Annotated in this window: 25 protein-coding genes and 1 pseudogene; 11 read left to right on the forward strand and 15 right to left on the reverse strand. The window is 68.6% G+C overall.

From position 1 onward, the window contains the following. Window positions 1-84 precede the first annotated feature (84 nt). On the reverse strand, window positions 85-252 hold the full coding sequence (locus OG558_RS01440) for a hypothetical protein (protein ID WP_405068595.1): 168 nt from the start codon (window positions 250-252) through the stop codon (window positions 85-87). On the opposite strand from OG558_RS01440, the gene OG558_RS01445 reads away from it, so the two are divergent. Further along, on the forward strand, window positions 251-817 hold the full coding sequence (locus OG558_RS01445; RefSeq protein WP_405068596.1) for an NUDIX domain-containing protein: 567 nt from the start codon (window positions 251-253) through the stop codon (window positions 815-817). The genes OG558_RS01440 and OG558_RS01445 overlap by 2 nt on opposite strands. Window positions 818-1,335: 518 nt before the next feature. On the opposite strand, the gene OG558_RS01450 is transcribed toward OG558_RS01445, so the two are convergent. From OG558_RS01450 to OG558_RS01465, 4 genes are all read right to left on the reverse strand, one after another. Continuing rightward, entirely contained in the window at window positions 1,336-1,554 is a 219-nt protein-coding gene (locus OG558_RS01450) for a hypothetical protein (protein WP_328518652.1), read from the reverse strand. Window positions 1,555-1,585: 31 nt separating this feature from the next. Next, complete coding sequence (locus tag OG558_RS01455; protein ID WP_131285495.1) at window positions 1,586-1,873, reverse strand: WhiB family transcriptional regulator; 288 nt, start codon at window positions 1,871-1,873, stop codon at window positions 1,586-1,588. Between the two features lie 148 nt (window positions 1,874-2,021). Continuing rightward, window positions 2,022-2,219, reverse strand: a complete 198-nt coding sequence (locus OG558_RS01460) for a hypothetical protein (RefSeq protein ID WP_328518651.1) — start codon at window positions 2,217-2,219, stop codon at window positions 2,022-2,024. A gap of 380 nt (window positions 2,220-2,599) precedes the next feature. Then, window positions 2,600-4,723, reverse strand: a complete 2,124-nt coding sequence (locus OG558_RS01465) for an ATP-dependent DNA helicase UvrD2 (protein WP_405068597.1) — start codon at window positions 4,721-4,723, stop codon at window positions 2,600-2,602. A gap of 99 nt (window positions 4,724-4,822) precedes the next feature. On the opposite strand from OG558_RS01465, the gene OG558_RS01470 reads away from it, so the two are divergent. Together OG558_RS01470 and OG558_RS01475 are read left to right on the forward strand one after the other, a co-directional pair. Then, complete coding sequence (locus OG558_RS01470; protein ID WP_328518649.1) at window positions 4,823-5,062, forward strand: mycoredoxin; 240 nt, start codon at window positions 4,823-4,825, stop codon at window positions 5,060-5,062. A gap of 98 nt (window positions 5,063-5,160) precedes the next feature. After that, window positions 5,161-7,542, forward strand: coding sequence for a hypothetical protein (locus tag OG558_RS01475; protein ID WP_405068598.1), 2,382 nt, complete (start codon window positions 5,161-5,163; stop codon window positions 7,540-7,542). Here OG558_RS01475 and nudC read toward each other — a convergent pair whose 3' ends face one another. After that, complete coding sequence (gene nudC / locus OG558_RS01480) at window positions 7,543-8,466, reverse strand: NAD(+) diphosphatase (RefSeq protein ID WP_405068599.1); 924 nt, start codon at window positions 8,464-8,466, stop codon at window positions 7,543-7,545. A gap of 39 nt (window positions 8,467-8,505) precedes the next feature. Here nudC and deoD point away from each other — a divergent pair, with 39 nt between their 5' ends. Together deoD and OG558_RS01490 are read left to right on the forward strand one after the other, a co-directional pair. After that, window positions 8,506-9,219 (forward strand): purine-nucleoside phosphorylase, encoded by a 714-nt coding sequence (gene deoD, locus OG558_RS01485; RefSeq protein WP_328518646.1) that lies wholly within the window; start codon window positions 8,506-8,508, stop codon window positions 9,217-9,219. A 203-nt stretch (window positions 9,220-9,422) separates the two neighbouring features. After that, window positions 9,423-9,803 carry a hypothetical protein gene (locus tag OG558_RS01490; RefSeq protein WP_405068600.1) on the forward strand — a complete coding sequence of 127 codons (381 nt, stop codon included), beginning with the start codon at window positions 9,423-9,425 and terminating at the stop codon, window positions 9,801-9,803. Window positions 9,804-9,809: 6 nt separating this feature from the next. Here the strand turns inward: OG558_RS01490 and OG558_RS01495 are convergent, their stop codons facing one another. After that, window positions 9,810-10,451, reverse strand: coding sequence for a TetR/AcrR family transcriptional regulator (locus OG558_RS01495; RefSeq protein ID WP_405068601.1), 642 nt, complete (start codon window positions 10,449-10,451; stop codon window positions 9,810-9,812). Between the two features lie 193 nt (window positions 10,452-10,644). Between OG558_RS01495 and OG558_RS01500 the strand changes: the two genes are divergently transcribed. Genes OG558_RS01500 through OG558_RS01510 form a run of 3 tightly spaced genes read left to right on the forward strand, consistent with a single transcriptional unit; the run spans window position 10,645 to window position 14,160 of the window. After that, window positions 10,645-11,451, forward strand: coding sequence for an SDR family NAD(P)-dependent oxidoreductase (locus OG558_RS01500; RefSeq protein WP_329480997.1), 807 nt, complete (start codon window positions 10,645-10,647; stop codon window positions 11,449-11,451). 4 nt (window positions 11,452-11,455) lie between these two features. Then, complete coding sequence (locus OG558_RS01505; RefSeq protein ID WP_405068602.1) at window positions 11,456-12,580, forward strand: DUF5938 domain-containing protein; 1,125 nt, start codon at window positions 11,456-11,458, stop codon at window positions 12,578-12,580. Window positions 12,581-12,591: 11 nt separating this feature from the next. Beyond that, window positions 12,592-14,160: an acyl-CoA synthetase gene (locus OG558_RS01510; RefSeq protein ID WP_405068603.1), complete on the forward strand. Its 1,569-nt coding sequence runs from the start codon at window positions 12,592-12,594 to the stop codon at window positions 14,158-14,160. Here OG558_RS01510 and OG558_RS01515 read toward each other — a convergent pair. Together OG558_RS01515 and OG558_RS01520 are read right to left on the reverse strand one after the other, a co-directional pair. Then, on the reverse strand, window positions 14,146-14,829 hold the full coding sequence (locus OG558_RS01515) for a GPP34 family phosphoprotein (protein WP_405068604.1): 684 nt from the start codon (window positions 14,827-14,829) through the stop codon (window positions 14,146-14,148). The two genes, OG558_RS01510 and OG558_RS01515, sit on opposite strands and share 15 nt — an antisense overlap. A 67-nt stretch (window positions 14,830-14,896) precedes the next feature. Further along, entirely contained in the window at window positions 14,897-15,826 is a 930-nt protein-coding gene (locus OG558_RS01520; protein ID WP_405068605.1) for a sigma-70 family RNA polymerase sigma factor, read from the reverse strand. A 161-nt stretch (window positions 15,827-15,987) separates the two neighbouring features. Between OG558_RS01520 and OG558_RS01525 the strand changes: the two genes are divergently transcribed. The 3 genes and pseudogenes from OG558_RS01525 to OG558_RS01535 all read left to right on the forward strand — a co-directional run. Beyond that, a complete protein-coding gene (locus OG558_RS01525; RefSeq protein ID WP_405068606.1) occupies window positions 15,988-16,536 on the forward strand; it encodes a Uma2 family endonuclease in 549 nt (182 codons plus the stop codon). A 126-nt stretch (window positions 16,537-16,662) separates the two neighbouring features. Next, window positions 16,663-17,205, forward strand: a complete 543-nt coding sequence (locus OG558_RS01530; protein ID WP_405068607.1) for a Uma2 family endonuclease — start codon at window positions 16,663-16,665, stop codon at window positions 17,203-17,205. A 14-nt stretch (window positions 17,206-17,219) separates the two neighbouring features. Continuing rightward, window positions 17,220-17,486: pseudogene (locus OG558_RS01535) on the forward strand (Uma2 family endonuclease); the annotation flags it as partial. On the opposite strand, the gene OG558_RS01540 reads toward OG558_RS01535, so the two are convergent. The 6 genes from OG558_RS01540 to OG558_RS01565 form a co-directional block, all read right to left on the reverse strand. Further along, entirely contained in the window at window positions 17,483-20,713 is a 3,231-nt protein-coding gene (locus tag OG558_RS01540; RefSeq protein ID WP_405068608.1) for a UvrD-helicase domain-containing protein, read from the reverse strand. The pseudogene OG558_RS01535 and the gene OG558_RS01540 sit on opposite strands and share 4 nt — an antisense overlap. Before the next feature lie 370 nt (window positions 20,714-21,083). After that, complete coding sequence (locus tag OG558_RS01545) at window positions 21,084-24,302, reverse strand: ATP-dependent helicase (protein WP_405068609.1); 3,219 nt, start codon at window positions 24,300-24,302, stop codon at window positions 21,084-21,086. Between the two features lie 80 nt (window positions 24,303-24,382). Beyond that, the gene (locus OG558_RS01550; RefSeq protein ID WP_328518632.1) at window positions 24,383-24,688 is read right to left on the reverse strand and encodes an MGMT family protein; all 306 of its coding nucleotides are present in this window, start codon (window positions 24,686-24,688) and stop codon (window positions 24,383-24,385) included. A 31-nt stretch (window positions 24,689-24,719) separates the two neighbouring features. Continuing rightward, window positions 24,720-25,559 (reverse strand): TIGR03560 family F420-dependent LLM class oxidoreductase, encoded by an 840-nt coding sequence (locus tag OG558_RS01555; RefSeq protein WP_329481018.1) that lies wholly within the window; start codon window positions 25,557-25,559, stop codon window positions 24,720-24,722. A 52-nt stretch (window positions 25,560-25,611) separates the two neighbouring features. Continuing rightward, window positions 25,612-25,968 carry a hypothetical protein gene (locus OG558_RS01560; protein ID WP_329481020.1) on the reverse strand — a complete coding sequence of 119 codons (357 nt, stop codon included), beginning with the start codon at window positions 25,966-25,968 and terminating at the stop codon, window positions 25,612-25,614. 9 nt (window positions 25,969-25,977) lie between these two features. Continuing rightward, entirely contained in the window at window positions 25,978-26,244 is a 267-nt protein-coding gene (locus tag OG558_RS01565) for a DUF2277 domain-containing protein (protein ID WP_405068610.1), read from the reverse strand. Between the last annotated feature and the right edge of the window lie 21 nt (window positions 26,245-26,265).

A 26,265-nucleotide genomic window follows, 5' to 3' on the forward strand; every position in this document is an offset into this window, starting at 1 on the left:
CCACGGGAGGGCCGTCACGAAATGACGGCGTACTCCTGCGTCGGGCGGATCACCCCGGAATCGACAGCCCGATTCAGAACTTTCTCACCAGTAGACGGAGTCGAGCTTCCCCTCGATGCTGCGGACGTTCTCCCGGGCACACCGGTCGCAGTACAGCAGCTTGCGGCCGTCCTCCATCGAGGTCACCCAGGTCAGCGGCACGTCCTCCGACTCCGCCTGCTGACCACACAACGCGCAGGTAGCTCTAACCATGGGTAGTAGTCTGCACGGTGTGCGCTGGCTGATCCACGGAGAGCAGGAAGTCTGGGCCAGTCCGTGGCTCAGCGTACGGCGGCTGGACGTCGAGCAACCCGATGGGCACCGCGTCGACTACCACGCGATCCGGCTGAGTGACGTGGCGGCGGTCGTGGTCACCGACGCCGAGGATCGGGTGTTGCTGATGTGGCGGCACCGGTTCCTGACCGACACCTGGGCGTGGGAGCTCCCGATGGGCATCGTCGAGTCCTGCGAGGCACCCGCCGAGGCCGCCGCCCGCGAACTCGAGGAGGAGACCGGCTGGCGGTCCGGCCCGCTGACCGAGCTGATCCGCTCCCAGCCGGGCGCCGGGATCATCGACTCGACGCACTACGTGTTCCGGGCGACGTCCGCGTCGTACGCCGGTCCGCCGACGGAACGGAACGAGTCCGACCGGATCGAGTGGGTCCCACTGGCCGAGGTATCCAGGATGATCGCCCGCCACGAGGTCCTCAGCGGCATCACCCTCCTCGGCCTCCAGCAAACCCTCCTCACCCAGCCGCCCCCACCCAGCGCCGTTTGAGGGGTTCTCCCCCGAGGTTGCCCCTTCTCCCCCCGTATCCAGGCCGAGAAGGGGCCATTTGGGGGGATCTCCCCTCAAACGGCCCTCGGGCGACCGGCCGGGGCGCGCGACTCGGTGCCGGTGCCGGAGCGACCGCGGGGCGCCGGGGCCGGGGCGCGGGGGTTGGGGCCGACGGGTCGGGGGCCGCGGGGTCGGGGCCGCGGGGTTAGCCCGTGGCAGGGCACTGGGACTGGGGCCGGGGCAGGCGCTGGGACTGGGGCCGGGGCAGGCGACGGGATCGGGGGCTGGGCCGGCCGCGGACCGGTGGCACTACACAACCGCCGTCGCGGGGTCTCGCCTGAGCGTGGGGGATGGCGGTCGGGTGCGATTGATGAGTGCTGGACGTCCGGTTCCAGCATGGGCGAGGGGCGGCATCCGGGTGGATGCCGCCCCTCGGTGATTCAGCTGGTCAGGCTGTGGTGCCTGCCGGGGCGGTCCTCCCTTTCGGACCGCCCGGCGGGCTGTGTGTTACGGGTGGATCAGACGAGGCGGGCGAGTGCGAGGCGCGCGCGTGCGCTGGCCCTCTCAGCTCGCCGGCTGGCCCGCTCGGCCTGCTTCTGCGCCTTCTCGATCTGGTGAGCGAGGCGGAAGCGCCGGTTCTGCTCGGCGTCGTGCAAGGTAGAACGACAATGAGCACGGGCGAGATCTTCGTGAAGTAAATGCATCTGAATTCTCCTGTGCGACGTCTGGTTGGTCATGGTTCGGAGTCTCGATTCGGATTGGTTTCGTTCAGGCCGCGGTTACGGTGTCGCTCTTGCGAGGGCGTCCACGTGGCCGCTTGCGCGGAACCACCACACCCTGGACGAACAGCTCGCCACCCCACACTCCCCACGGCTCGGAACGCTCGAGCGCTCCGGCCAGGCACTCGGCCTTCAGCGGGCAGGTCGTGCAGAGAGACTTCGCGTACTCGACATCCGCCGGCGATTCGGCGAAGAAGAGTTCTGGCGCGTAGGACCGACAGGGCAGGTCCTGCGACGTTGCCACCTCGGTGAAGACATCGAGGAAGCTCACGCTCATTCCGGTCACCTCCCAGTGACTTTTGTGCTGATCTCTTGTCGTCCGTGATGACCGCCGGTTGACGGCCACCAAAACTGTGTTGACAAACAAAAGGGCCGCGGGACCCTTTTCGGGTTCCGCGGCCTTGGAGGTGCCGGCTGACGTCATGTCAGACCGGTGGACTCCATGCTCGAGAACCCGAACCGCCGTACTTCACATCGCCGACAGCTCCGCCCCGGAACGGGGTGGCGCCAGAGGCCATGAGCACAACGGTCGCGACGTGCAGACGCGGCGAGGCACCCTGAATCGGGGCGCACGGCAGCGCGGCCATGTCGCTGAACGGCTTCTTGACCGTGTTGATGTTCATCCAGGGCACCTCCTCTCGTTGTGGCGAAGCGGGCGGTTAGCTCGATCGCTATGGTTGTTTGAAGTTTTCGGCCAGGCTTCGACCGCAGAAAGAACAGTACGCCGCCGGAGTCGGAGCCCGCAAACTATTTATCGCCAGTTCGCGAACTTGGCCGGAAGTTGCCGCCCCGACGACCGGATCTGGCTGCCAGGACAGGCTTCCGGCACGCTCCGGGACGCCATCCGCACGCTCCGGGATCGTTGCCTCTGTCACCTAATTGCCACGTCTGCCGTCAGCAGAACGCGGCACGTCCTTCAGGATGCGCCTCACAACCCGTGCCTGGCAACAGATTTCCACCAGATTGCCCGAAGTGCAGGCGCGGCCGCCCGACCTGCGGGTAACTAGCGGGTGCAGAGGTTGAGGATGTGCTCGCCGTACTTGGTCAGCTTGGTGTGGCCGATGCCGGGGATCTTGCGGAGGGACTGTTCGTCGGTCGGGCGGGTCTCGGCGATGGCGGTCAGGGTGGCGTCGGTGAGGATGACGAAGGCGGGCATGCGCTCGGTCTCCGCCTGTTCGGTGCGCCAGGCGAGCAGGGCGTCGTACAGCTTCTGGTCGATGTTCGAGGGGCAGTCCTCGCAGCGGCCGAGCTTGCGGGCGCCGGGGTCGAGCAGGCCGCGGCCGCACACCCGGCACTTGGGGATGGGACGACCACTGCGGGCGGCGGACCGTGACTCCGCGGACGGACGCTCGTAGCCCACAGACGGGCTCCACTCGGTGCGCGCCGTGCGGACGCCGATCGGGTCGAGGAAGCGGGTCGGGCCGCGCTGACCGCGCCCGCCGGGCGAACGCGACGTCGACCAGCTGACGAAAAGCTGCTGCTTGGCCCGCGTGACACCGACGTAGAACAGCCGCCGCTCCTCCTCGACCTGCGCCGGTGTCTGGGCATAGGCGATCGGCAACGTCCCCTCGTGGGCGCCGACGATGAACACGCAGTCCCACTCCAGCCCCTTGGCCGCGTGCAGTGTCGCCAGCGTCACTCCCTCGGCCAGCGGCGCGTGCTGGATCGACGCCCGCCGGTCCAGCTCGGCCATCAGCTCCGGCAACCGAGCCTCGGGCTGCGCGGCCGCGAAGTCGGACGTCATCGTCACCAGCGCCATCAGCGACTCCCACCGGTCCCGGACCGCACCCGTCCCGGTCGGCGGCTCCGGCGTCCACCCGGCCCCACCCAGCACGCCCCGGACCACCTCGACCAGGTCGTCCGACACGTCGCCGGCCTTCGCCTGACCCCGCAGCAGTACGGCGGCCTGCCGGATCTCGGCCCGCTCGAAGAACCGCTCCGCCCCCTTCAGCACGGTCGGGATCTTCCGCTCCGCCAGCGCCTGCTCGAAGTTCTCCGACTGTGCGTTGGTCCGGAACAGTACGGCGATGTCCCGCAGCGCGACGCCCTCGTCACGGAGCCTCGCGACCGCCCGCCCCACCGCATCCGCCTCCGCGACCTCATCGGAGTACTCGCGGTAGACCGGCGCCGGACCGGGGTCACGCTGCGACCGCAGCGTCACCCGGCCGGGCAGCCCGGCCGGGCCGGCCGCATCAAGGATCTTGTTCGCGACGTCGACGATCTGCGGCGTCGATCGGTAGTCCCGGACCAGCTTGATCACCGCCGCCGACGGGTGCCGGGACGCGAAGCGCACCAGGTTCTCCGGCTCGGCGCCGGCCCAGGAGTAGATAGTCTGCGCCGGGTCGCCGACCACGCAGACGTCCTCACGACCGCCGAGCCACAGGTCGAGCAGACTCTGCTGCAGCGGCGAAACGTCCTGGTACTCGTCCACGACGAAGGTCCGGTACTGCCGCCGGATCTCGGCCGCGACGCGCTCATCCTCCGCGAGCAGCGCGGTCGCACACAGCAGCACATCCTCCAGGTCGATCCGCCCACGCTCCAGCTTCACGTCCTCGTACGCCGCGAAGATCCGCGCGATCGTGGCCGGGTCGAACGCGGCGAGGGTCCGGCCCGAGCGAGGGGCGACCTTCGCGTAGTCGTCCGGCCGGACGTTGCTCACCTTGGCCCACTCGACCTCGCCGGCCAGGTCGCGCAGTGCGGGAGTGTCCACCCGGACCCGGCAGCGCGACGCCGCCTCGGTCAGCAGTGGGAACTTGCGGTCCACGATCGGCGGCAGCTCCCCGCCGTACACCTTGGGCCAGAACCATCGCGCCTGCCGGAGCGCCGCGGAGTGGAAGGTGCGCGCCTGCACGCCCTCGACCCCCAGCTGCGCGAGCCGCCCGCGCATCTCCCCCGCCGCCCGCTGGGTGAAGGTCACCGCGAGCACGCGCAGCGGGTCGAAGGTCCCGGTCCGGACGCCGTACGCGATCCGGTGGGTGATCGCCCGGGTCTTCCCGGTGCCCGCGCCGGCCATCACCACGACCGGTCCGTGCAGGGTCGTCGCGACCGCCCGCTGCTCCGGATCGAGCGCCTCGAGCAGGGCGTCCGCGGATGCGGGCTGTGTGAGATCGCTCACGGACGGGGACATCGGGGAACAGCACCACCTGCGGCAGGGTTCGGATACGTCGAAGGCAACCCTAGACGGGCCGCCGGACAGAATCCCCTCCCACTCCATAGGAGTCAGCCGATGTCGGCCTTCACGATGTACTCGACGCCCTGGTGCGGTTACTGCCACCGCCTGAAGGGCCAGCTGAAGCGAGCCGGCATCGAGTTCACCGAGGTCGACATCGAGCAGCAGCCGGAGGCGGCGCAGCTGGTCGAGAAGATCAACAACGGCAACCAGACCGTGCCGACCGTCGTGTTCCCGGACGGCACCGCGATGACCAACCCGTCGCTCGCGCAGGTCGCCGAGAAGCTCGTCGCCTGATCTTTCCGGAACGCGGGCGGGTCATATCGCCTGAGTTATGGACATTACGGTCATGACCGTTATACCTTCCTGGGACCAACGTCGCAGGGAGCCCGCCCATGATTCCGCGCCGTCATGTTCGCTCTGCCTTGTCTCGCGCCGTCGCGACCCTGGCCGTCACGCTGGGCCTGCTGGCCGGCGGCGGCCTGGCCGCGACCGCCGGGCCGCCTGATCCGGTCAGACCAGGGCTGCCCTTTCCGTTCCCCTCGGAGAACGGACCGATCCAGCCGCCGACCACCCCGTTCGGCCCGGCGGACGACGTCATCCGCGACCTCGGTTCGCCGGTCAGCTCGCTCACCGTCATGGAGGGCGCGATCGGCAAGCTTCCGGACGGACGCGACGTCGTGTACGCCGTACCCGCCGGTGAGAACGCACGTCTCAACGTTGTGGACCTGCACACCCGCCAGCTGATCAGCGCCACGCCGCTCCCGGGCGCCGCGGGCGGGTGGGCGATCGTGGTGGCGCCGGACGGCAGTGTGTACGCCGGCACCTACCCGAACGCGCACCTCTACCGCTACAGCCCTGACACCGGCACGGTGACCGACCTGGGTCAGCCGATCCCGGGTGAGTCCCAGATCTACGGCCTCACCGCCGACCAGGACGGCAACGTGTACGCCGGGACCTATCCGACCGCGCACGCCTTCAAGTACGACCCGTCGAACGGTCAGGTCACCGACTACGGCTCACTCGACCCGGTGCAGCAGTACGCGCGGTCGACGGTCTACGACCCGGACCACCACAAGCTCTTCGTCGGCGTCTCCACTCCGAATGCGCGGCTCTTGCGGATCGACGTGGACACCAAGGCGGTCGAGGACATCACTCCCCCGGGCACGACGGCCAAGGACTTCATCGACCTCGACTACGCGGGCGGACGGGTGTTCGCGAACGCCAGTAGCCGCCTGGTCGTGGTCGACGCGGTCACCGGTGAGCAGGTCAAGTTCACCGACTCCGCAACCGGCACCCAGGTGATGGACTACCCGATCGCCGCCCGTGGCGTCTCCGCGGCCGGTCCGGGTGGCGTGTACTTCACCAACAACACGCTGGCCCTCACTCACTACGATCTCGACACCAACACCGTCGGTCCGGTCTCACCGCCGCGGACACTCACGCGTGGCGCCTCGATCGGCTACGGCTGGGTGACGGAGAACGGCGTACCCGTGCTGTACGGACTGGCCGGGAACTACTCCGGCGGAACGTTCCGCTACAACCCTCAGGACGGCACCCTCGCGCAGTGGAGCTCGCCGTTCCAGTACGCGCCGTCCCCACTGATGCACGAGCTCGCGGACCCCGTGACGGGCAAGGTCTTCGTCAACGTCTACCTGAACGGCTCCACCGGCATCTACGACCCGGCCACGGGCAAGACGACCATCACCACGCGGCAGGGTCAGGTCGAGGGCTGGGGCTGGGACGGCACCGGCAAGATGTACGTCGGTATCTACCCCTATGGCCGCCTGTCCCTCTGGGACCCGACCGCTCCGGACAGTCCGACCAACCCGAAGGAACTGTTCAGCCTGGTCGACAGCCACCACCAGAACCGCCCCGTGTCGGTCGTCCCGGCCGGCAACCGCGTGTACGTCGGCACCACTCCGGCGTACGGCGAGTACGGCGGAGCCCTGACCGTGCTCGACGTACCGACCGGAGCCTTCACGGTGTACCGCAACCTGGTGCCCGATCAGACGATCGCATCCGTCCTGCCACTCGGTGCGGACGTTTGGGCCGGCTCCGGCATCGAGGGCGGCCAAGGCACCGAGCCGAAGGCCTCAGAGGCCCACCTGATCAAGGTCGACCCGTCGACCGGTCAGGTGCTGTCCGACATCGTGCCGGTGTCCGGCGCGGCCAGTATCAACGAGCTGATCGCCGGACCGGACGGCAACCTGTGGGGCCTGGCCGACGGCATCGTCTTCGTCGTCGATCCGTCCACGGGCCAGGTGGTCCGCCAGATCCCGGTGTTCGGCGGAGTCACCGGCGCCAACGACGGAGCACTGTCCTGGCGGGACGGCTACCTGTACGGCGTCACCGGCGGACGGCTGTTCGTCCTGGACATCCTCAGCGGCGAAGCGACCATCCTGCGCGACCACGGCCTCAACCGGCTCACCCAAACGCCGGACGGCACGTACTACACGCTGCTGCGACCGGACGGCTACACGAGCCCGACCAACCTGGCCTCGTACACCCCACCGGTCGACGGGTGCCCACAGTCGGACATCCGGTCGACGGTGTGGACCGGCAACATCGACAGCCACGTGGTGAACCGCTTCCTGACCTACGGCTGCACGCTGACCGACGAACTGCCGGATGCGAAGTCGGACTGGCCCAGCCACGCCGCCTACGTCAGCGCGGTCAACAAGAGGGTCAGAGAACTCGAGGACGACGGCACAGTGGAAAGCTGGGAGGGAATCCTGATCCGCGTTGCCGCGGCGAGGTCGGACGTCGGCAAGTGATCACCAGCTTCCGGTGAGCTCCTCGCCGTACCAGCCCTCGATCAGGCGGCGGGAGATGGAGATGTTGCCGGGGAGGGCCATCGTGCCGGCTTCGACCAGCGCACGAAGGTCCTCCCGGGTGAACCACCTGGCCTCGGCGATCTCGTCGGCGTCCACCTCGATGTCGAAGTTCGACGCCTTGGCGAAGAAGCCGAGCATCAGGCTGGACGGCAGCGGCCACGGCTGACTGCCGGCGTACTCGATCTCCGGTCCCACGACCACACCGGTCTCCTCCAGGACCTCACGCCGTACGGCGGCCTCCAGAGACTCACCGGGCTCGACGAAGCCGGCCAGCGTCGAGTAGCGGCCCTCCGGCCAGGCCTCGTTGCGGCCGAGCAGAGCGCGGTCCTGGTCGTCGGTGACGAGCACGATGATCGCTGGATCGCTGCGCGGGAAGTGCGACAGCCCGCACACCGGGCACTGCCGGACATGTCCTGCGTCGATGACCTCGGTGTGCGCGCCACAGTTCGCACAGTGCGTGTGGACGGCGTGCCAGTTGGACAGACCGATCACGTTGACCGCGATACCGGCCTCCCGGTCGCTCAGCACGGCGCCCATCTCGCGGAGTCCGGCATACGACTCGTCCGCCTCGGTGCCCGCGAGTACGGCGAAGACAGCACGACCGTCCGCGGTCTGGCCCGCACCGGACTCGCGGTCGATGCCCAGGAAGACGCGGATGCCGTCCGGCGCCTCGGATGGGGGCAGCAACCGCAGTGCGGCGCGGTCAGCGGTCACCAGCAACTTGTCGCCGGCCACCAAGGCCACCTGGGTGTCCGGCGCCGCCCACGCCTTGTCCAGCCACTCATCGTCACGCCTGCGATCGGCGGCGCGGTCGAGCACGGACCGGGACAGGGCTAGCGAACCTCGAGCGATGGAGTAGGCCACGTGCCTCAACCTACCCCGGCACCGTGAGAGCATCCCCGCATGAGTATTCACATCGCCGCCGAGAAGGGGCAGATCGCACCGCGGGTGCTGTTCCCCGGCGACCCACTGCGGGCCAAGTGGATCGCGGAGACCTACCTGTCGGACGTGACCTGCTACACCGAGATCCGGAACATGTTCGGGTTCACCGGCACCTACAAGGGTGAGCGGATCTCTGTGCAGGGTTCCGGCATGGGCCAGCCGTCGGCCTCCATCTACGCGCACGAGCTGTTCGCGGAGTACGACGTACAGACCCTGATCCGGGTCGGGACGTGTGGCGCGCTGACCGAGGCCGTCCGGGTCCGCGACGTGATCGTGGCGATGTCCGCGAGCACCGACTCGCAGATGAACCGGCTGCGCTTCCACGGCATCGACTACGCGCCGACCGCGGACTACCAGCTGCTCCGCGCGGCGGTGGACGCGGCCGAGGCGGCCGGGCTGAACGTGCACGTCGGCCAGGTGTTCTCCGGCGACCTGTTCTACAACGACCGGCCTGACCTGGTGTCGCGGACGGCGGAGTACGGCGTACTCGGCATCGAGATGGAGGCCTCGGCGCTCTATACGCTGGCGGCCAAGTTCGGCCGTCGCGCGCTCGGCATCATGACGGTCTCCGATCACCTGATCACCAAGGAGGAGACGACTGCCGAGGAGCGCCAGACGACGTTCTCCGAGATGATCACGATCGCCCTCGACGCGGCGATCGAGGTGCCGGTCTGAACCCCCGGCAGGGCGCGGCCGTCCTGGCGTGCGCCGCGATCCTCATCGGTACGGCGGCCTGCTCCGGCAAGTCCGACGACAGCACATCCGACGACAGCAAGTCGGCTGCGACCACCTCCAGCACGCCGACGTCCGCCGGCCCGACAGCCTCCTCGAGCGCGAGCACCCCTGAGGAGAAGCTGCCCGACCTGACGGCCGCACAGGTGGTCGCGGCCTTCGCCGGCAAGAAGTACCAGTGCAGCACCGACGAGGCGTACCAGACCTGTAGCCAGGGCACCACGTCGATCCAGGTGCTGATCGGGACGCACCCACGCCCGCCAGTGCTCTCACTGCAGGCGACCGGGGTAGCCGCTGAGGCGGCGACGAAGCTGTCCGACTTCGCACCGCAGGCGCTGGAGCTGGCCCACGTGAATCCCCGCGGTCAGATCGCCGACTGGCTGAAACAGCAGCAGGGCAAGGCGTCGGCGCAGACCACGGCCGGCAACTGGACCGTCGAGTTCTCGACCGAGGTCGACTCCGACCAGCCCGGAGCGATCCTCACGCTGACCGACAAGCTCTGCAAGGCGAACTGCGGAGCCGAGTAGCGCGGGTTACGCCGCGACGAGTTTCGGGAGGACCTGCTTGACCCGATCGGCCAGCAGGTCCGCCACCTTCTCCGGGTCCTCGGTGTAGCCGACCACGGCCTGCTCGAACAGACCGTCGACCAGTGCGTACGCCGTCGGGGCGTCGACGGTCGGAGTGCCGCCGGCCAGGTCGGCGTAGCGGCTGAGGATCCGCCAGATCATCTGCTCCAGCAGCTGATCGATCGCCACGACATCCGGCCGGAGCTGCTCCTCGAACATGCTCTGCGCCCGCAGGTCGTACCAGAGCCGGTGCATCGGGGTCTCCTCGACCAGCGTCTGGGTCATCTTGCCCAGGAAGCCGACGGCCAGTTCGTCGGCCGAGGTCGCGGTCTCGACGACCTCGTCGTACCGCTGTGCGCACTTGGTCTTGTAGTACCGCACGCAGTAGCTGATCAGGTCGATCTTGTCGCGGAAGTAGTAGTGCACGACGCCGTGGGTGAACTCGGAGTTGTTCGCGATCTCCCGCAGGCTGGTCCGCGCGTACCCGAGCTCGCCGAGGGTCTTCAGCGCCGACTCGGCCAGCGCGATCCGGCGGCGCTCGATCTTGTCGATCCTCGAGACCCGGGCCGGCCGGTCCGGGTCAGGGGCGTTCGCCGAGATCGCGGTCATCGCACACTCCCCAGTCGTCCGGCGGGTTCGTTCGCGTCAGCGTACCCCGCCGCGGGCCAGGCGCGTCCCACGGCGGGGAGATTTTCTTGACAAGTGTCCAACAAAGTCTTGACGAGTGTCAAAACCCTGGCCAGAGTGTGAACCGAACCCCGGTGTCCTTCGAGGCAGTGTTCTTCGAGTAAAGGAGCTTCAGATGGGCGGACTCGATCTCTCTGGCCGCAAGGCCCTCGTCACCGGCGGGGCCCAGGGGCTCGGCGAGGGGATGGCGAAGGCGCTCGCCGCGGCCGGCGCCAAGGTAGTGGTCAGCGATCTGCAGAAGGATGCCGGCGAGGCCGTCGCCGACGCCCTCGACGCCGAGTACGGCGGCGGCAACGGCTTCGTCGCCCACGACATCACCGACGAAGGCAGCTGGGAGAACGCCGTCGTCGCGGCCAACGACATCCTCGGCGGCCTGGACATCCTGGTGAACAACGCGGGCATCGAGATCACCAGCCTGCTCACCGAGGTGACCGCCGACCAGATCCGCAAGATGCTCGACGTCAACGTGCTCGGCACCACGCTCGGGATCAAGTGGGGCCTGCGGACCATGCGTCCGGACGGATTGGCCGGCCAGGGTGGCGCGATCATCAACGTCTCGTCGGTCGCCGCGACCATCGCGTTCCCGGGCATCGCGGTCTACTCCGCGACCAAGTCCGCGGTCGACCGGCTGACCCGGGTCGCCGCGATGGAGTCCGGCAAGCTCGGGTACGGCGTACGCGTCAACTGCATCTACCCCGGCCTGGTGCCGACCGCGATGGGCGCCGGTCTGGCCAACGACTGCGCCGAGCTCGGACTGTTCGAGTCCCCTGAGGCCGCGGTCGCCGCGGTGATCGGCCTGACGCCGGCCGGACGGCTCGGTGAGGTCGCCGACATCGCCGACGCCGTCGTCTTCCTGGCCTCGGACGAATCACGGTTCATCACCGGCATCGGTCTGCCGGTCGACGGCGGCATGGGGATGTGAGGGGATGAGTAACAAACCTGTCGTCGTGTACGGCGCGTCCGGCTACACCGGACGGCTCGTGTGTGAGTACCTCCGTCATTACCACGTCCCGTTCGTGGCCGCCGGTCGCGACGAGGCCAAGCTGAAGGCGTCGATGGATTCCCACGTTCCGGGAATCGAGACCGCCGACTACGAGATCGCGACTGTCGAACATGACGTCGCCGCCCTGACCGATCTGTTCAAGGGCGCGTCAGTCGTGCTCAACACGGTGGGACCGTTCAGCGAGCTCGGCCCAGCCGCTGTCGAGGCGGCTCTTGCGGCCGGTGCGCACTACACCGACACCACCGGCGAGCAGGACTGGCTGATGACCTGCGACGAGAAGTACGGTCCGCAGTTCGCCGACGCAGGACTGTTGCTGGCTCCGGGAATCGCACAGATGTACACCACCAGCGAGATCGCGGCCCAACTGTGCCTGGACGAGCCCGGCCTGGACACCCTGGACATCGCGGTGTTCTGGGGCGGCAGTCCGACCATCGCGTCGACCCGGACCATCCTGGTCAACGCGGCGACGTCCAAGGCGCACTTCCTGGAGCACAACGAGTTCGTCGAGTTTCCCGAGCAGGGCCTTGTGCCTCTGGTGGTGCCAGGGCAGCACGAACTCGCCTTGTCCCTGCCCTGGGGCGGCATGTCGCACCCGGTCTGGTTCAAGCGCGATCCGCGCGTGGCCAACTGCAAGGCGCAGGGCGGTGTCTTCAACGCCGCACTGATGAACGGCGTACCGCAGATCGTCGCCGCAGCACTGGAAGCCACCAAGGACATGGCTCCCGACGAGCGCGACGCAGCTCTGACCGCGACGGCCCGGCAGGTGATGAACCAGATGCCGCCCCGGGAGAACCGGCGGGTGAACAAGACGCTGGACTCCGTCCATGCCTCCGGACCACTCGGCCGGGCGCACTGTGTCATCCACGGCAACAGCAACTACCAGCAGACCGGTCTGCTCCAGGCGTATGCGGCGTACTCACTGCTGCAGACACCGCCGAAGCGTGTGGGCTTCGCGAGTGGTTGCCAGGCGTTCGGTCACCATGAGCTGCTCGGCGTTCTGCGCAGCTTCGGGCTGGTGTCCGAGCCACAGCTGACCAGGCTCCACTGAGGGGAGTCACAGTGCGACTGGTCGACTACCTCGACAAGGGCGCCTCGCTCGGTCCGGACGCAGCCTGCCTGACCACCGACGGCGAGACACTCTCGTACGCCGAGGTCCAGCAGCTGTCGTTCCGGATCGCGGCCGGCCTCGCGGCGACCGGCGTACGACCGGGTGGCAAGGTCGCGATCCTGGCGGCGAACGATCCGATCGCGTTCAGCTGCGTGTTCGGGATCAGCCGCGCCGGGGCGGTCTGGTGCCCGATCAACCCGCGCAACGAGGCGGCCGAGAACCGCGAGGTACTCGACCAGTTCGACTGTGAAGTACTGATCTACCAGGCGGCCTTCGAGCCCCTGGTGAACAGGATCCGGGACGAGCTGCCGAAGGTTCACACCTTCGTCTGCCTGGACCGGGATCCCGGCTCCGGCCCAACCCCCCACCTCCAGGGCCGGACCGTCGGTTGGGACGCGTTCTTCGGGGGCGTGTCCCAGCCGGCACCCGATCTCACCGGTCCCGACGAGTTGGCGTTGATCGTCGGGACCGGTGGGACCACGGGGCGGCCGAAGGGCGTGATGCTGAGCAACGGCAACCTGGAGACGATGACGGCGCTGACCCTGATGGGATATCCGTTCGGCGATCGGCCGGTCTACCTCGCGCTCGCTCCGCTGACCCACGCGGCCGGCGTGCTGTGCTTCCCCGTGCTCGCGTCCGGTGGCGAGATCGTCATCATGCGGGCGCCCGACGTCCACAGATTCCTGGAGCTGATCCCGCGGCATCGCGTGACGCACACCTTCCTGCCACCGACGGTGATCTACATGGTGCTCGCGGCGCCGGAGCTCGACAGCACGGACCTCTCGTCGCTGCGCTGCTTCTGGTACGGCGCCGCGCCGATGTCGGTGTCGAGACTCGAGGAGGCGCTGCAGCGGATCGGCCCGGTGATGGCCCAGTTCTTCGGGCAGACCGAGGCGCCGATGATGATCTCGATCCTGCCGCCGGCCGAGCATTTCGATGCCTCCGGCAACATTGCACGAGGACGGCTGGCGTCGGCCGGACGGCCGGCTCCGCTGGTCACGACCGCGATCATGGCCGCGGACGGGTCCCTGCTCCCACGGGGGGAGCGGGGCGAGATCGTGGTCCGCGGTTCGCTGGTGATGAAGGGGTACTACCGCAATCCCGAGGCCACTGCGGAAGCCGCGGCGTACGGATGGCACCACACGGGTGACATCGGCTACCTGGACGACGAGAACTACCTGTACATCGTCGACCGGGCCAAGGACATGATCATCACCGGCGGCTTCAACGTGTACTCCACCGAGGTCGAGCAGGCGCTGATGGCGCACACCGAGGTCCAGGACTGTGCGGTGATCGGTTTGCCGGACGACAAGTGGGGCGAGCGGGTGGTCGCCGTCGTCCAGCTCCAGCCCGGCGCGTCGGTCGAGGCCGCGGAGCTGATCGCCTTCGCCAAGGAACGCATCGGCAGCGTCAAGGCACCAAAGGACGTCCTGGTCTGGCCCGACCTACCGCGCTCCAAGGTCGGCAAGGTTCTGAAGCCGGACATCAAGGCCCGGCTGGCCGCCTCAACTACTCCCTGACGCGGCAGCCGTAGAGCTGGCGACGACGATCGCCGCGGTGACTGCGGCCTGCATCTCGGTGACGGCCTTCCGCACCGCGTCCGCAGCCCAGTCCGACTCGGCGATCTGCTTCGCCCGCTGCTTGAGCGCCTTCTTGTCCACCGCATCGGTGACAACCTTCGCTACGACGTTCAGCGCGCTCAGCAACGCGATCAGCGCACCGGTGCGCTCGTCCGGCGTGGTGCCCACCTTCAGCACGGCCTCGAGCTTGGAACGCACCTCAGCTTCGTGCCGAGCATCCTTGGCCGGCCAGCGGGTCACCGGGAACAGCCCGAGCACCTTGTCCTCGTCCGCCTCCAGCACCCCGCGGTCGGCGAGCCGGGTGAGCAGTTGGTCGCGCAACTTCTTCGAGAGCCGGCCGATCTGATCCTTCGGCCGCTTGCCAGGCTTGCCCACCACGAACGCCAGCCGCTCGTCCAGGATCGGATCACCGGTCGGCGCAGCATCCAGCACCTTCAGCCGACCGGGCTTGACCCCGTCCCCAGCGGAGGTGATGTCGGTCTTCCCGAGCAGCGTCAGCTCGATCAGCACCGCACCCGCCAGCGCGTAATCCAGGCCTGGCGACCCGGCAATCGGCTTCCCACTCTCGTCGTCGTACAACAGCAACAAGAGATCCTCGGCAATCAACATGCCTCCACCGTAGGCAGCCCGGGTGCCGCCACGCATCCACCACGCGGCCTACGTCGAACATCCGCCTTCAGTAGTGGTGACCGTTGAGCTCCACGGGTTCGCCGAGCTCGGCGGCGACCTCGGTGAGGAAGTCGGGCGAGAAGTAGTACCAGCGGATCGAGCGGACCCTGCCATCCTCGGTGGTGAGGCGCATCAGGTCGTTCACGGCGGCCTTGCCGTCCTTGACGATGCGGATGACCAGCACTGGCTCGTCCCACAGGTCCACAACCTGGGCTGTGTAGCGGTACGGCTTCGCCGGGTCCAGGGTGTGCTCGATCGAGCCCCGCCGGATCTGGTCGGCGCCGTACTCGGTCAAGACACCCAGGATCTCGCTGTCAGCGTCAGCGAGGAGGAGTGCGGTCAGCCGCGGTACGTCGTACGCCGTGAACGCGTCGGCGACCGCATCGAGCAAACGGCGGTCCGGAGCCTCGCGTGTCTTCAGGGACCGCTCGCGTCCCGGTGAGTCCAGCCGGCCGCGTCCACGGTGCAGTGCGGCTTTGACAGCACCCACGGAGGTCCGCAGTACGTCGGCGACCTCGGCGAGCGTGAAGCCGAACAGGTCCTTCAGGGCGAGCGCTGCCCGCTCCTGCGGCGGCAACAGCGTCACGAGTTCAGCCCAGGCGTCCCGAACCTCCGCTGGATCCGTACCGGCAGGTGCGGCCTGCTCCAGTGACTCCACGAGGACGGGCGTCTGCTTGCGGTAGCTGTCGACGTACGCGTTGGTCGCCACCCGAAAGAGCCAGGCACGCGGGTTCGCGATGGGGCTGTGCGCCTGCGCGGCCTGGGTGAACGCGCGGGCGAGCGACTCCTGGACCAAGTCCTCGGCGTCGAAGGCGTTGCCGGTCAGGCGGCGGCAGTACGCGTACAGGTCGGAGCGCAGCGGCTCCAGTCGGTCGAGGAACTGCTTGCGCGCGTCCCAGGCGGCTCGGAGCTCCGGCAGGTCGAGTGCGTCGGTCATGGTCATACCAGTCTGGACGGCTGCGGGGGCCGTCAGGATACGGGCCGGTTTCGACTGCATCTTCCGCTTCCTGTCGCCGTTACTGGACCGGGAGGGTCTGCTGGCGCCTTCACTGTGGATAACTTCCGCGGCGTGTCACCGGAATCGGTCAAGCTGTTGGGGTGATCAGCGAACAGACCGTCCAGAGGCGGCCAGGCATCGCGGAGCCTGACCAGCCCCCCGTGTCCCGAGACGGCAGACGGTACGAGGTCGTGGATGGAAGCCTGCTCGTCACGGGCGCCCAACCACCGGTCCACCACGCCGCGGTCGTAGCGCTCATGATCCAGCTGAAACACGCCTGCCCACCGAACCTCCTCGTCTCCGTAGGCTCCCTCGACTTCCGTCCCACCCGCAGCATCTCCCTCCGCCCCGACCTCCTCGTCTGCCACCGCCCAGACGCCGGCCGCAACCTCCTACAAGCCCCACCCCTCCTGACCGTCGAGGTCCTCTCCCCCTCCACCCGCACCACCGACATAGTCCTCAAACGCACCCTTTACGAACGCCACGAAGTCCCGTCGTACTGGCTGCTGGACCCCACCCACCACGAACTAACAGTCCTGCAACTGACCGACACGGGCTACATCTGCCAAGCCGTGGTCCAAGCCGAACAAACCTTCCACGCCACCCAGCCGTTCCCCATTGCCCTCACCCCCGCGGACCTGACGAGATGACCGCCGTGCGGGGCACCCAGGGGCAGATACCGGGGCAACCCGGGGCAGATCACCGAAACGGCACCGACCACCTCTCCGACCCCGCCATGCTGGTCCAGTGACCGAGAAGGAGGCACCATTGTGTCCGTGGAAACCCTTGAGTCAGGGCCCTACACGTTGGCCTACCTCGACATCGCACCCGACGACGGGAGACGGCGCGAAATCATCGACGGTGGCCTGTACGTGACGCCGTCACCTTCGAGGATCCATCAGAGAGCTGTGGTCCAGCTCAGCTCCACGCTCAATGTCGCGCGCCCAGCCGGGTTCGAGGTCCTCGTCGCACCATTCGACTACCGGCCGACGTCCAAGCGCTCGCTCCAGCCCGACGTGCTGGTGTGCAACCCCGACGAGCATGGCGCGAAGCACGCAAAGAAGCCGCTGGCCCTTGCGGTCGAAATCCTGTCGCCGAGCACCAAGATGCTCGACCTCCTTCTGAAGCGCGGGGTGTACGAGCAGGCCGGCGTACGCTCCTACTGGATTCTGGATCCGGACAAGGTAACTCTGACCGTGCTCGAGCTCGTGGATGGCGCCTACCTCGAGCGAGACGTAGTCGCCGGTGAGAAAGTCTTCGAGGCGACGCTTCCGTTCCCTGTGCAGGTCATCCCGGCTGAGCTGCTCCGCGCGCCCTAACCGATCGCCCTGCTGGGCAACGGATCGAGAAGCAGCTGCTGCTCGCCGTTGAGATCCTGGCGTCAGCGACCCATACAGTCGACCGAGTACTCAAGCGCCACCTGTACGAGCGGGCCGGTGTCACGTCCTACTGGATGCTCGACCCCACCAAGGAGCAGTTGACTGTGCTTGAGCTTGTCAGCGGGGTTTACGTCGAGCGAGCGGTTGTCGTCGGCAAGGATGTGTTCGAGGCGGAGCTCCCGTTCCCGGTGCGGGTCGTGCCGGCGGACCTCGTCTGCTAGCCGTTCAGGAGTTGGACCAGTTCCGCCTTCTCGGGGAGGTTCTCGGGGCGGACTATGTCCGCGGTGCGGACGTAGTAGAAGGCGGCGGTTATCTGGTGGAGGGGGATGTTCATGAGTTCGGACCAGGCGACTCGGTAGATGGCTAGTTGGAGGGGGTCGGCAGATTCGGTGCGGGTGGTCTTCCAGTCGATGACGTCGTAGCCGCGGGAGCCATCCGGGCGGACGACCTGGTAGACGGCGTCGATGCGGCCGCGGATGACTCGGCCGCCGAGGGCGAGGGCGAACGGGGCCTCGATCTCGTACGGCGTGGTTTCGCCGTACGGGCCGATGCGGAAGGCGTCCATGAGTTCGGTCAGGTCGGTGTCGTCGACGATGTCCTCGTCCGCGGCGCCAGGCAGGTCGTCGGGGTCGAGCAGGAGTTGCTGACCGAAGTAGCTCTCGACCCAAGCGTGGAAGCGGGTGCCGAACCGGGCCGCGCGATTGGGTTTGCGGGGCATCGGACGGGCCAGCTCGGACGCCAGGCCGTCCGGGTCCTTGGCCAGGCGCATCACCTGGGTCGCGGACAGGGCCGCCGGCAGCGTCACGTCGTACGCCTTCCGGCTCCGGCTTTCCCTTGCCTCGGACAACAATCGCTCGATCTCGGAGTCCCATCGCGCGACCGTCGCCTGCTCGTCCAGCAGCAGCGACTCCTCGGCCTCCATCGACGGCCCTTCGACCCGCGCCTGCTGCACCAGCGCCGCCGAATCCAACCGCCGCTGGTACGACTCCACGTCGTACGGCGTCGGCCACGGAGCCATCGTCTGCTCGGCGAGCTCCGGATTCTCCGCGGTCAACTCGGGCTGCTCGGCCCACTCGACGACCCGCTCGCCGGCGTGCTTCTTCAGCATCGAAAGGTACGACGACGGTCCGCGCGGGCGCTTCTGCGTCGGACCCCACCAGTGCCCGGTGGCGACGAGGATCTCCTTCGCCCGGGTGAAAGCGACGTACCCGAGCCGCCGCTCCTCCAACGCGTTCACGTCCTTGCACTCGTCCGCGAACGACTTCAGCCCGGCGTTGGACAGGTCGTGGATGTCGGGCAGCGTGTCGGCGTCACCGCGCAGCGGCCACGGCAGCACCTTCGCGTTCGTGGTCCATTTGTCCCGGCCGCGATCCGACGGAAACACCTTCTGGACCAGCGTCGGCACGAAGACGATCGGCCACTCCAGACCCTTCGACCGGTGCGTGGTGAGCAGCTTCACCGAGTCGGCTTCACTCGGTACGGCGAGATCGAGGCCGGCGGCGTATTCCTCCTCGGCGGCCAGATACGCCAGCAAGCCGTCGAGCGAACCGTCCGACTCGGTGGACACGAAGTTGCCGACGGCATCCAAGAAGGCCGCGAGGTGGTCGCGGCGGCCGGCGTCGACGTGGCCGGGCGTGGCGGTGAGCTCGACGTCCAGGCCGATCGTACTGATCACCCGCCGGACCAGGTCGAGTAGCGGCTCCCCCGCGTGCGCACGCAGCTCGCGCAGCTCGGTCGAGAGTTCCTTGAAGCGGACCAGGGCCTCCGGTGCGTAGCCCCACGCGTTCGGCCCTGGATCGTCGACCGCCTCGGCGAGAGAGATGACCTCGGTGGAGTCCATCCCGGCGACCGCGGCGTCGAGTGCGGCGACCAGGTCGTCGGCGGCGGGGCGTTCGCCGGCATCGGCGAGGGTGCGCGCCCGGTTGGCCAGCAGGGCAAGGTCGCGGTGGCCGATCCGGAAGCGCGGACCGGTCAGGATCCGCAGCATGGCCGCGTTGGCGGTGAGGTCGTTGACCGCTTGCAGCGTCGCGACGACGTCGACGACCTCGGGGAGCGCCAGCAGTCCGCCGAGGCCGACCACCTCGACCGGGACCTTGCGCGCAATCAGGGCTTCGTGGACCGCGCTGAGGTCGACATTCGTCCGCATCAGGATGCCGATGTCCTTCCACCGGCGGTTCGGGGTGCGGTGCGCGGCGACGATCGCGTCGGCGACCCACTCGATCTCCTGCGAGCGCGTCTCGAACAGGCCGACGGTGATCGCGCCCTCGGGTGCGTTGTCGGGGGCTTCGAGCGGGATCACGCCGGGGTGCTGCTCGTACAGCTCAGCCGCGTGCTGGTTGGCGGCGGCGAGGATCCGGCTGCCGCAGCGGCGGTTGACGCTCAGTACATAGCGGCGGGCCGGCGAACCGTCCGCGTTGGGGAAATGTGACGGGAACTCGTCCAGGTTCGCGACGGACGCGCCGCGCCAGCCGTAGATCGCCTGGCACGGGTCGCCGACCGCGGTCACGGGATGCCCGCAGCCGTCGCCCCCGGCGAAGAGGGCGGTCAGCATGCGGCGCTGCGACACCGAAGTGTCCTGGTATTCGTCGAGCAGCACGACCTTGTGCCGCGACCGCTCGACCGCCGCGACCTCCGGGCACTCCTCGGCCAGTCGCGCACCGAGCGCCATCTGGTCGGCGAAGTCGACGACGCCGCGCTCTCCCTTGTACGCCTGGTATTCCTCGACGAGTTGCAGGATCTCGCCACGCTTCAAGGCGGTCTCGGCGAGCTTGCGCACCTCGACCGTCTGCTTGCGTGCCGCGGCGACCTCTCGTCGGACCGCCTCGTCATGGTCGCGTACGTCATCCGCCCGGAGCAGGTGGTCAGCGAGCTCACCGTCGAGCGCGAGCAGGCTGTTGACCAGCGTCGGCACGTGGTGCGACGCGAACCGGATCGGCCCGGCGGATCGCCGTACGACGCGACCCGCGAGCTGGAACCGGGTCGCGTCGGCGAGGACGCGGGCGTCGGGCTCGAGACCGAGCCGGAGACCGTGCTCGGCGATCAGCGTGCCCGCGAACGCGTGGTACGTCGAGACGACGGGCTCGCCGGGCTCCTCCGGTTCCCAGTTCGGGATGTTGCTGCGGAGGTGGGCGGCGAGAATCGGGTGCTGGTCCTTCGGCAGGGTCGAGCCGAGTACGCCGGCCTTCGTCAGGTCCTCGCGGATCCGCACGTCCAGCTCGTTGGCCGCCTTCTTCGTGAACGTCAGCCCGAGCACTTCCTCCGGCTTCACCTGCCCGGTGCAGATCAACCACACCACCCGAGCCGCCATCGCGGTCGTCTTCCCGGACCCGGCGCCCGCCACAATCACCCCGGGCGCCAACGGAGCCGTAATAGCCGCCAACTGCTGATCACTGAACGGAATCCCCAGCAGCTCACACAGTTCGGCCGTGGTGCTGAGCTGCGCACGCATCAGCAGGACTCCTCTCCGGCAAGCAAACTGTGGGGACCTGAACCAAGAACTGGGGAGCTGAGACAGGTTATTTCAGGTCCCCAACCCCCAGATGGTGTCTCCGGCCCCCACAGCCGTCCCGCCGGTGCCCACCGGGCCGCGGGTGCCCACCGGGTCGCCGGTGTTTGCTCGGGCCTGGTGGGACGGGCGGCGGGGTGGGCGTCGGTGGTGGACGACGAGCAGGTGGCTCCACTGCGTCCCGGGCGGAGGCCCGTGGTAGACGAGGCGTCGATGGCCTGACCGCGTGCTGGGTGGAGGTAGGTGGTGGGCGAAACGAGGTGGTGAGGCAAGGTCCCGAGGGGTGGGCGGCAGGCGGCGGTGGGTGCGCGCATCAGACGATTTCTCGGCCTTCGGGTTGGATGGGGCAGAGGGCGCGGGCTTCGCAGCGGGTGCAGCCGTCGTTGCGTTGGGCGGTGAATTCTTCGGTGCGGACCATGGACTCGGCGTTGTCGACCGCTTCGTCCAGCCAGGTCTTGCCGTCCTCGTCGGTCTCGAGTGGGCCCTGGTGCTGGACCTTGGGGAAGCCGCCGTTGTCGTCGTGGCGGAGCTGGACGAGCTCGGCGCCGCCGGCGACCGGCTCGTCGCCGAGGACCTTCAGCTGGCGGGACGCGATCGCGCGCTGGTAGATCGCGAGCTGTACGTGCCGCGCCACCGCGGGCTTGGTCGGCAGCGACCGGCCCGTCTTCAGGTCGACCACCCGGATCGTCCCCTCGGTGTCCTGCTCGACGCGGTCCATCCGGCCCTTGACCCGAACCGCCGGCTTCTCGGTGTCCGGGAGCAGTACGTCGAACTCGACCTCCGTCCCGACCAGCGTCCGATCCGGCCGGCCCTGGTGCCACGCGACGAACCGTCGCAACGCGGCCTCTGCCTCGACGCGCTCCCGGTCCGAGATCCACGCGGACTCGAACTCCAACTGCGTCCACACCTTGTCGAGCCAGCCGTTCAGCTCGTCCACGGACGGCGGCAACGTCCCGGTCGCGACCGCGTCGGCCAGCGTGTGCAACACCATGCCGAACCCGATCGCCGACGTACTAGGCGTTTCCCCGCCGGCCCGCCGGGTCAGGAACCACCGCAGTGGACAGTCCACGATCGTCGTCAGCGCGCTCCCCGACAACGGCACCGGCAGATCGGGATCCGCGATCGGCCGCTCCGAGCGAGTGCGCTCCCGCACACCCCACCACCGCGACGGATCGGCCGTAGGCACAAGGGGATGCTCCCGGCCGTCCACGGCGTCGGCCAGCTGGGCCAACCGATCAGCCGCGACCCGCTGCAAGGCGGGCGACGACGCAGGATCCGCGAGCACACACCGCAGATCAGCAACCAGACCGTGCAACGACAACGGCCGCCGCGGCCGTCCGGCAACCAGCTTCAAAGGAATGTCGAGCTCGGCAAGGAATCTGGACGGTTGGTCGCCGTCCGCCTCGGGCGCCTGCACCGCCGTCACGATCAACCGCTCTCGGGCCCGGGTGATCGCGACGTAGAACAACCGTCTCTCCTCGGCCAGCAAGGCACCGGCCGACAACGGATCGACCAGCCCGTCAGGCCCCAGCCGGTCAGGCTCGAGCAGCGAACCCCGTCGCCGAAGATCCGGCCACTGGCCTTCCTGCACACCGGCAACGACGACCAGCCGCCACTGCAACCCCTTCGACCGGTGCGCCGTCATCAGCTGGACGCCGGCCTCGCGATAGGTCCCGTCGAACCGGTTGTCCGCGGCGATGTCGAGCGATTCGAGCTCCGAAAGGAACGCCGACACCCCCTTGAACCCGACCTGCTCCTCGGCCCGGCTCGCCGCGTCGAACAACGCGCACAAGGAATCCAGATCCCGGTTCGCCGCCCGCGCCGTCTCCCCACCGGAGTGCGCCTGACCGCGCAACCGCCGCAACCACGGCGAGTCCGACCATAGCGACCACATCACCTCGTCCGGCGCGGCCCCCGCGGTCACGATGTTCCTTGCCTTGAGCAACCTCTCGCCCAGGGCCGCGAACCGCGCCTCGGCCGGCGACGCCTCCTCGTCGAGGAGCAGCGGATTCACCAACGCCTCGCGCAGCAACTCGTCCGACGACCGCGGCAACCGCTGCCCACCGGCCGCCTCGCGATCCCGCCGCCGCAACACCCGCGCCAGCCGCCGCAACTGTCCGGCATCCATCGCCCCCAACGGCGACAACGCCAGCGTCCGTACGACGTCAACCGTCAGCGTCGACGGATCCGCAACAGCCCGCAAAGCCAACAGCATCGGACGTGCGGCGGGCTCCCGGGACAACGGCAGTTCGTCACCGGCGACATCGACCGGGATCCCGGCGGCCGCGAGCGCACGACGCAACGGCGGGATCGAACGACTGCCGGACCGGACCAGCACCGCCATCTCGCTCCAGCCGACCCCGTCCTGCACATGCGCGCGACGCAGCAGATCCGCGATGTGTTCGAGCTCGGCACCGCTGGTCGAGTACAGGTTCGCCTCGACCTTGCCGGCGCCGTAGACGCATCCGCCGGCGTCTGGATTCCGGAAGCGCTCGAACGTGTCGCGGTCCAGTGTCCCCGGCACGCCCAACCTACTGACGACATTGCGAGACACCCGCTGCAGCGTCGTACCGAAGCGTCGTGTCGTGCCCAAAGCGATCTGCGCAGCCTCCGCACCACCAGACGTTCGGAACTCGTCGGTGAAGCGCAGCAGGCCACGGACGTCGGCGCCGCGGAACGTGTAGATCGACTGGTCCGGATCGCCCACGACGACCAGGTCGCGGCCGTCGCCGGCGATCGCCTGGAGCAGCTTGATCTGACCGGGATCGGTGTCCTGGTACTCGTCGACGAAGACGGCCTTGAACTCGGTCCGCAGCTTGGCCTGGACGAGCGGCTGCTGGGCCAGGATCACTGCGCGGTGGATCAGCTCGGAGTAGTCCAGCACCTGCTCGTGGTCGAGGATCTGCAGGTACTCCTCGAAGAAGTCGCCGACCGCGACCCACTCGGCCCGGTCCGCCGAGCGCCCGATCGCGGACAGGTCCTCCGGGTCGAGCCCGAGCTGCCGTGCCTTGCCGATCACCGCCTGCACCTCGTCGGTGAACCCGCGCGTCTTCAACGCCGGATGCAGACTCCCCGGCCAGGACACCGCACCGACCTCACGACTGCCGGACAGCGCCTCGCTCAACCGCAGGGACTGCTCCGGCCCGGACGGCAGCCGCAGCGGTACGTCGAACGCGTCGGCCGGTGTGAACCGTCGCAGCAACGCGTAACAGAAGGAATGGAAGGTCATCGACGGCATCACCCGGGTCGTCCGCCCGAGCCGGCCGGTGATCCGGTCGCGCAGCTCGGTCGCCGCCTTGCGCCCGAACGTCAGCACCAGCACCTGGTCGGGACTCAGCCCGCGATTTCGCACCCGGTCGACGACCGCCTCGACCAACGTCGTGGTCTTCCCGGTCCCCGGCCCGGCCAGCACCAGCAGAGGTCCGCCGGCATGATCAACGACCGCTTGCTGATCCGCATCCAGGACCGGCGCCTCCGCGCTGCGACCCTCGGCTCGGACCAGCCGATACCGGGACCCCTGTCTGCTGACCATCGCCCCATCCCAGCAGACCCCACCGACAATCCCGATCGCCCACTCCGAGCAGGGACTTCACTAGCCGGAAAGCGGACAGATCAGTGGTCGTCGACGTCCGGATCCCAGCGGACTTCGCGGAGGTTGACGCGCCCGTTGGTGACGCGGACGCCGTCGGAGCGGAGGTTGTGCAGTTGCTCGTCGCCGACCTCGTCCGCGGGTACGCCGGAGGCCCGGATCACCCGCCACCACGGCACGCCACCGCCGTACTCGCGCATGATCGCGCCGACCTGACGCGGGCCACCCTGACCGACGTACTCCGCGATGTCGCCGTACGTCGCGACGCTGCCCGGCGGGATCGACTCGACGGCACGCAGCACCGCCTCGACGTACTCCTCCCTGTCCACGAACCCAAACCTAGCGGGGACCGCGGACAGTTCAGGCGAGCGGGGCGAGCGCCTTCGCGAGCGGCTCGAGGACGGACGGCGGGGCGTCGAGCGGGAGGTTCATCACGGCCAGATCGACGCCAGCTTCGGCGTACGCCGCCGCAGCGGCGACCGCGGTGTCGAGCGGCACGTCCGGGTCGATGCGGACGTTGACCGAGCAGGTGATCTCGTTGACGTCGCGACCGGCCTCCTCGCAGCGCTGGACCAGCACGTCCTTGAGCTGCTTCCACTCCTCCGGGCTCTGGACGATGACGTTCCACTGCTGGGCCCACCGGGCGACCGCTCGCAACGTGCGCTTCGGGCCCTTGCCGCCGATGGTGATCGGCGGGTGCGGGGTCTGCACGGCCTTCGGTTCGCAGTACGCGTCGGTGAGCTTGATGTACTTGCCGTCGAAGTTCGCGACCTTCTCGGTGAGCAGCGCGATGATCGCCTGCGTGCCCTCGTCAAACCGGTCGAAGCGTTCCTTCAGCGGATAGAGGTCGATGCCGTAGGCGGTCGTCTCCATCTCGTTCCAGCCGGCGCCGATGCCGAGCTCGAGCCGGCCGTTGGAGATGATGTCGGTGGTCGCGGCCATGTTCGCCAGTACGGCGGGATGCCGGTAGATCATCCCGGTCACCTGGCAGCCGAGCCGGATCCGCTCGGTCGCCTGCGCCAGCGCAGCCAGCGTGGTCCACGCCTCAAGGTTCGGGCCGGCCATGTCACCGCTGAGCGGGTAGAAGTGATCCCAGTGCCAGGCGGACTCGAAGATCTCGAACTGATCCGCGGCGACCCACACGTCCCGCAGCTGCTGCCAGGTGGTGTGCTCCGGCCTGGTCTTGATCGCGAACCGCATACCAGCGCCTCCCTAGGTGACCGTTTCCCCCGAGTGACCTTACCCCCGGGCGCTAACCGAAGCAGAGGGACTGGATCGGGCTGCCGTCCTGGAAGGCGGTGACCACGGCGAAGACCTCGAAGACGACGGCGGCGGCCGCGGTGGCGAAGAGGACTAGGGCGAGCGGCTGGCGGCTGCGGTGGAACCACAGCACCAGGAGGAAGAGCGCGATCACACCGACGATCAGCCCGGCGAACCCGAGCACGTACGCGGCCGCCGGCAACGCCAACGTGCCGTCGCAGGTGTCCTGACGCCGGCGCACCAACTCGGTCTGCGCGTTGGAGTTCGTCAGCGCGAGCAGCACCCCGACGACCATCAGCGTGAACACCACCCCCTGGCGCCGCCGGCCGGTGCGAGCCTCCTCCCCCATGGGAAGGCTCTAGTCGAGACCGAGCCGGGCACGCACCTCGGGACGCCGCAGCGGCGGCACCGTCTGCGGCGGGACCCGGCGCTCCGGCATCTCCGCCAGCAACTGCTCGGTGATCTTCGCGACCTCGGTCGCGGCCCGCTCGATCGGGTCGCGGGTGGTCGCACTCAGCGAGCCGACGCCGCTCACCTTGCGCACGTACTGCAGCGCGGCCGCGTAGATCTCCTCAGAGGTCGCGGCCGGCTCGAGTCCCCTCAGAACCGTGATGTTTCTGCACATGCCAAGACACTACGTGCCCGC

Source organism: Kribbella sp. NBC_01510, from assembly GCF_045040325.1.
In the GTDB taxonomy this organism is placed as follows: Bacteria; Actinomycetota; Actinomycetes; order Propionibacteriales; family Kribbellaceae; genus Kribbella.

What these genes read in the sequence shown, in the direction of transcription:
- OG558_RS01445 (WP_405068596.1), top strand. Translation starts at nt 251, where the DNA reads ATGGGTAGTAGTCTGCACGGTGTGCGCTGGCTGATCCACGGAGAGCAG.
- OG558_RS01565 (WP_405068610.1), bottom strand. Translation starts at nt 26,244, where the DNA reads ATGTGCAGAAACATCACGGTTCTGAGGGGACTCGAGCCGGCCGCGACC.
- OG558_RS01460 (WP_328518651.1), bottom strand. Translation starts at nt 2,219, where the DNA reads ATGAACATCAACACGGTCAAGAAGCCGTTCAGCGACATGGCCGCGCTG.
- OG558_RS01450 (WP_328518652.1), bottom strand. Translation starts at nt 1,554, where the DNA reads ATGACCAACCAGACGTCGCACAGGAGAATTCAGATGCATTTACTTCAC.
- OG558_RS01545 (WP_405068609.1), bottom strand. Translation starts at nt 24,302, where the DNA reads ATGGTCAGCAGACAGGGGTCCCGGTATCGGCTGGTCCGAGCCGAGGGT.
- deoD (WP_328518646.1), top strand. Translation starts at nt 8,506, where the DNA reads ATGAGTATTCACATCGCCGCCGAGAAGGGGCAGATCGCACCGCGGGTG.
- OG558_RS01515 (WP_405068604.1), bottom strand. Translation starts at nt 14,829, where the DNA reads ATGTTGATTGCCGAGGATCTCTTGTTGCTGTTGTACGACGACGAGAGT.
- OG558_RS01475 (WP_405068598.1), top strand. Translation starts at nt 5,161, where the DNA reads ATGATTCCGCGCCGTCATGTTCGCTCTGCCTTGTCTCGCGCCGTCGCG.
- OG558_RS01500 (WP_329480997.1), top strand. Translation starts at nt 10,645, where the DNA reads ATGGGCGGACTCGATCTCTCTGGCCGCAAGGCCCTCGTCACCGGCGGG.
- OG558_RS01505 (WP_405068602.1), top strand. Translation starts at nt 11,456, where the DNA reads ATGAGTAACAAACCTGTCGTCGTGTACGGCGCGTCCGGCTACACCGGA.
- OG558_RS01465 (WP_405068597.1), bottom strand. Translation starts at nt 4,723, where the DNA reads ATGTCCCCGTCCGTGAGCGATCTCACACAGCCCGCATCCGCGGACGCC.
- OG558_RS01495 (WP_405068601.1), bottom strand. Translation starts at nt 10,451, where the DNA reads ATGACCGCGATCTCGGCGAACGCCCCTGACCCGGACCGGCCGGCCCGG.
- OG558_RS01470 (WP_328518649.1), top strand. Translation starts at nt 4,823, where the DNA reads ATGTCGGCCTTCACGATGTACTCGACGCCCTGGTGCGGTTACTGCCAC.
- OG558_RS01520 (WP_405068605.1), bottom strand. Translation starts at nt 15,826, where the DNA reads ATGACCGACGCACTCGACCTGCCGGAGCTCCGAGCCGCCTGGGACGCG.
- OG558_RS01540 (WP_405068608.1), bottom strand. Translation starts at nt 20,713, where the DNA reads ATGCGTGCGCAGCTCAGCACCACGGCCGAACTGTGTGAGCTGCTGGGG.
- OG558_RS01560 (WP_329481020.1), bottom strand. Translation starts at nt 25,968, where the DNA reads ATGGGGGAGGAGGCTCGCACCGGCCGGCGGCGCCAGGGGGTGGTGTTC.
- OG558_RS01440 (WP_405068595.1), bottom strand. Translation starts at nt 252, where the DNA reads ATGGTTAGAGCTACCTGCGCGTTGTGTGGTCAGCAGGCGGAGTCGGAG.
- OG558_RS01455 (WP_131285495.1), bottom strand. Translation starts at nt 1,873, where the DNA reads ATGAGCGTGAGCTTCCTCGATGTCTTCACCGAGGTGGCAACGTCGCAG.
- OG558_RS01555 (WP_329481018.1), bottom strand. Translation starts at nt 25,559, where the DNA reads ATGCGGTTCGCGATCAAGACCAGGCCGGAGCACACCACCTGGCAGCAG.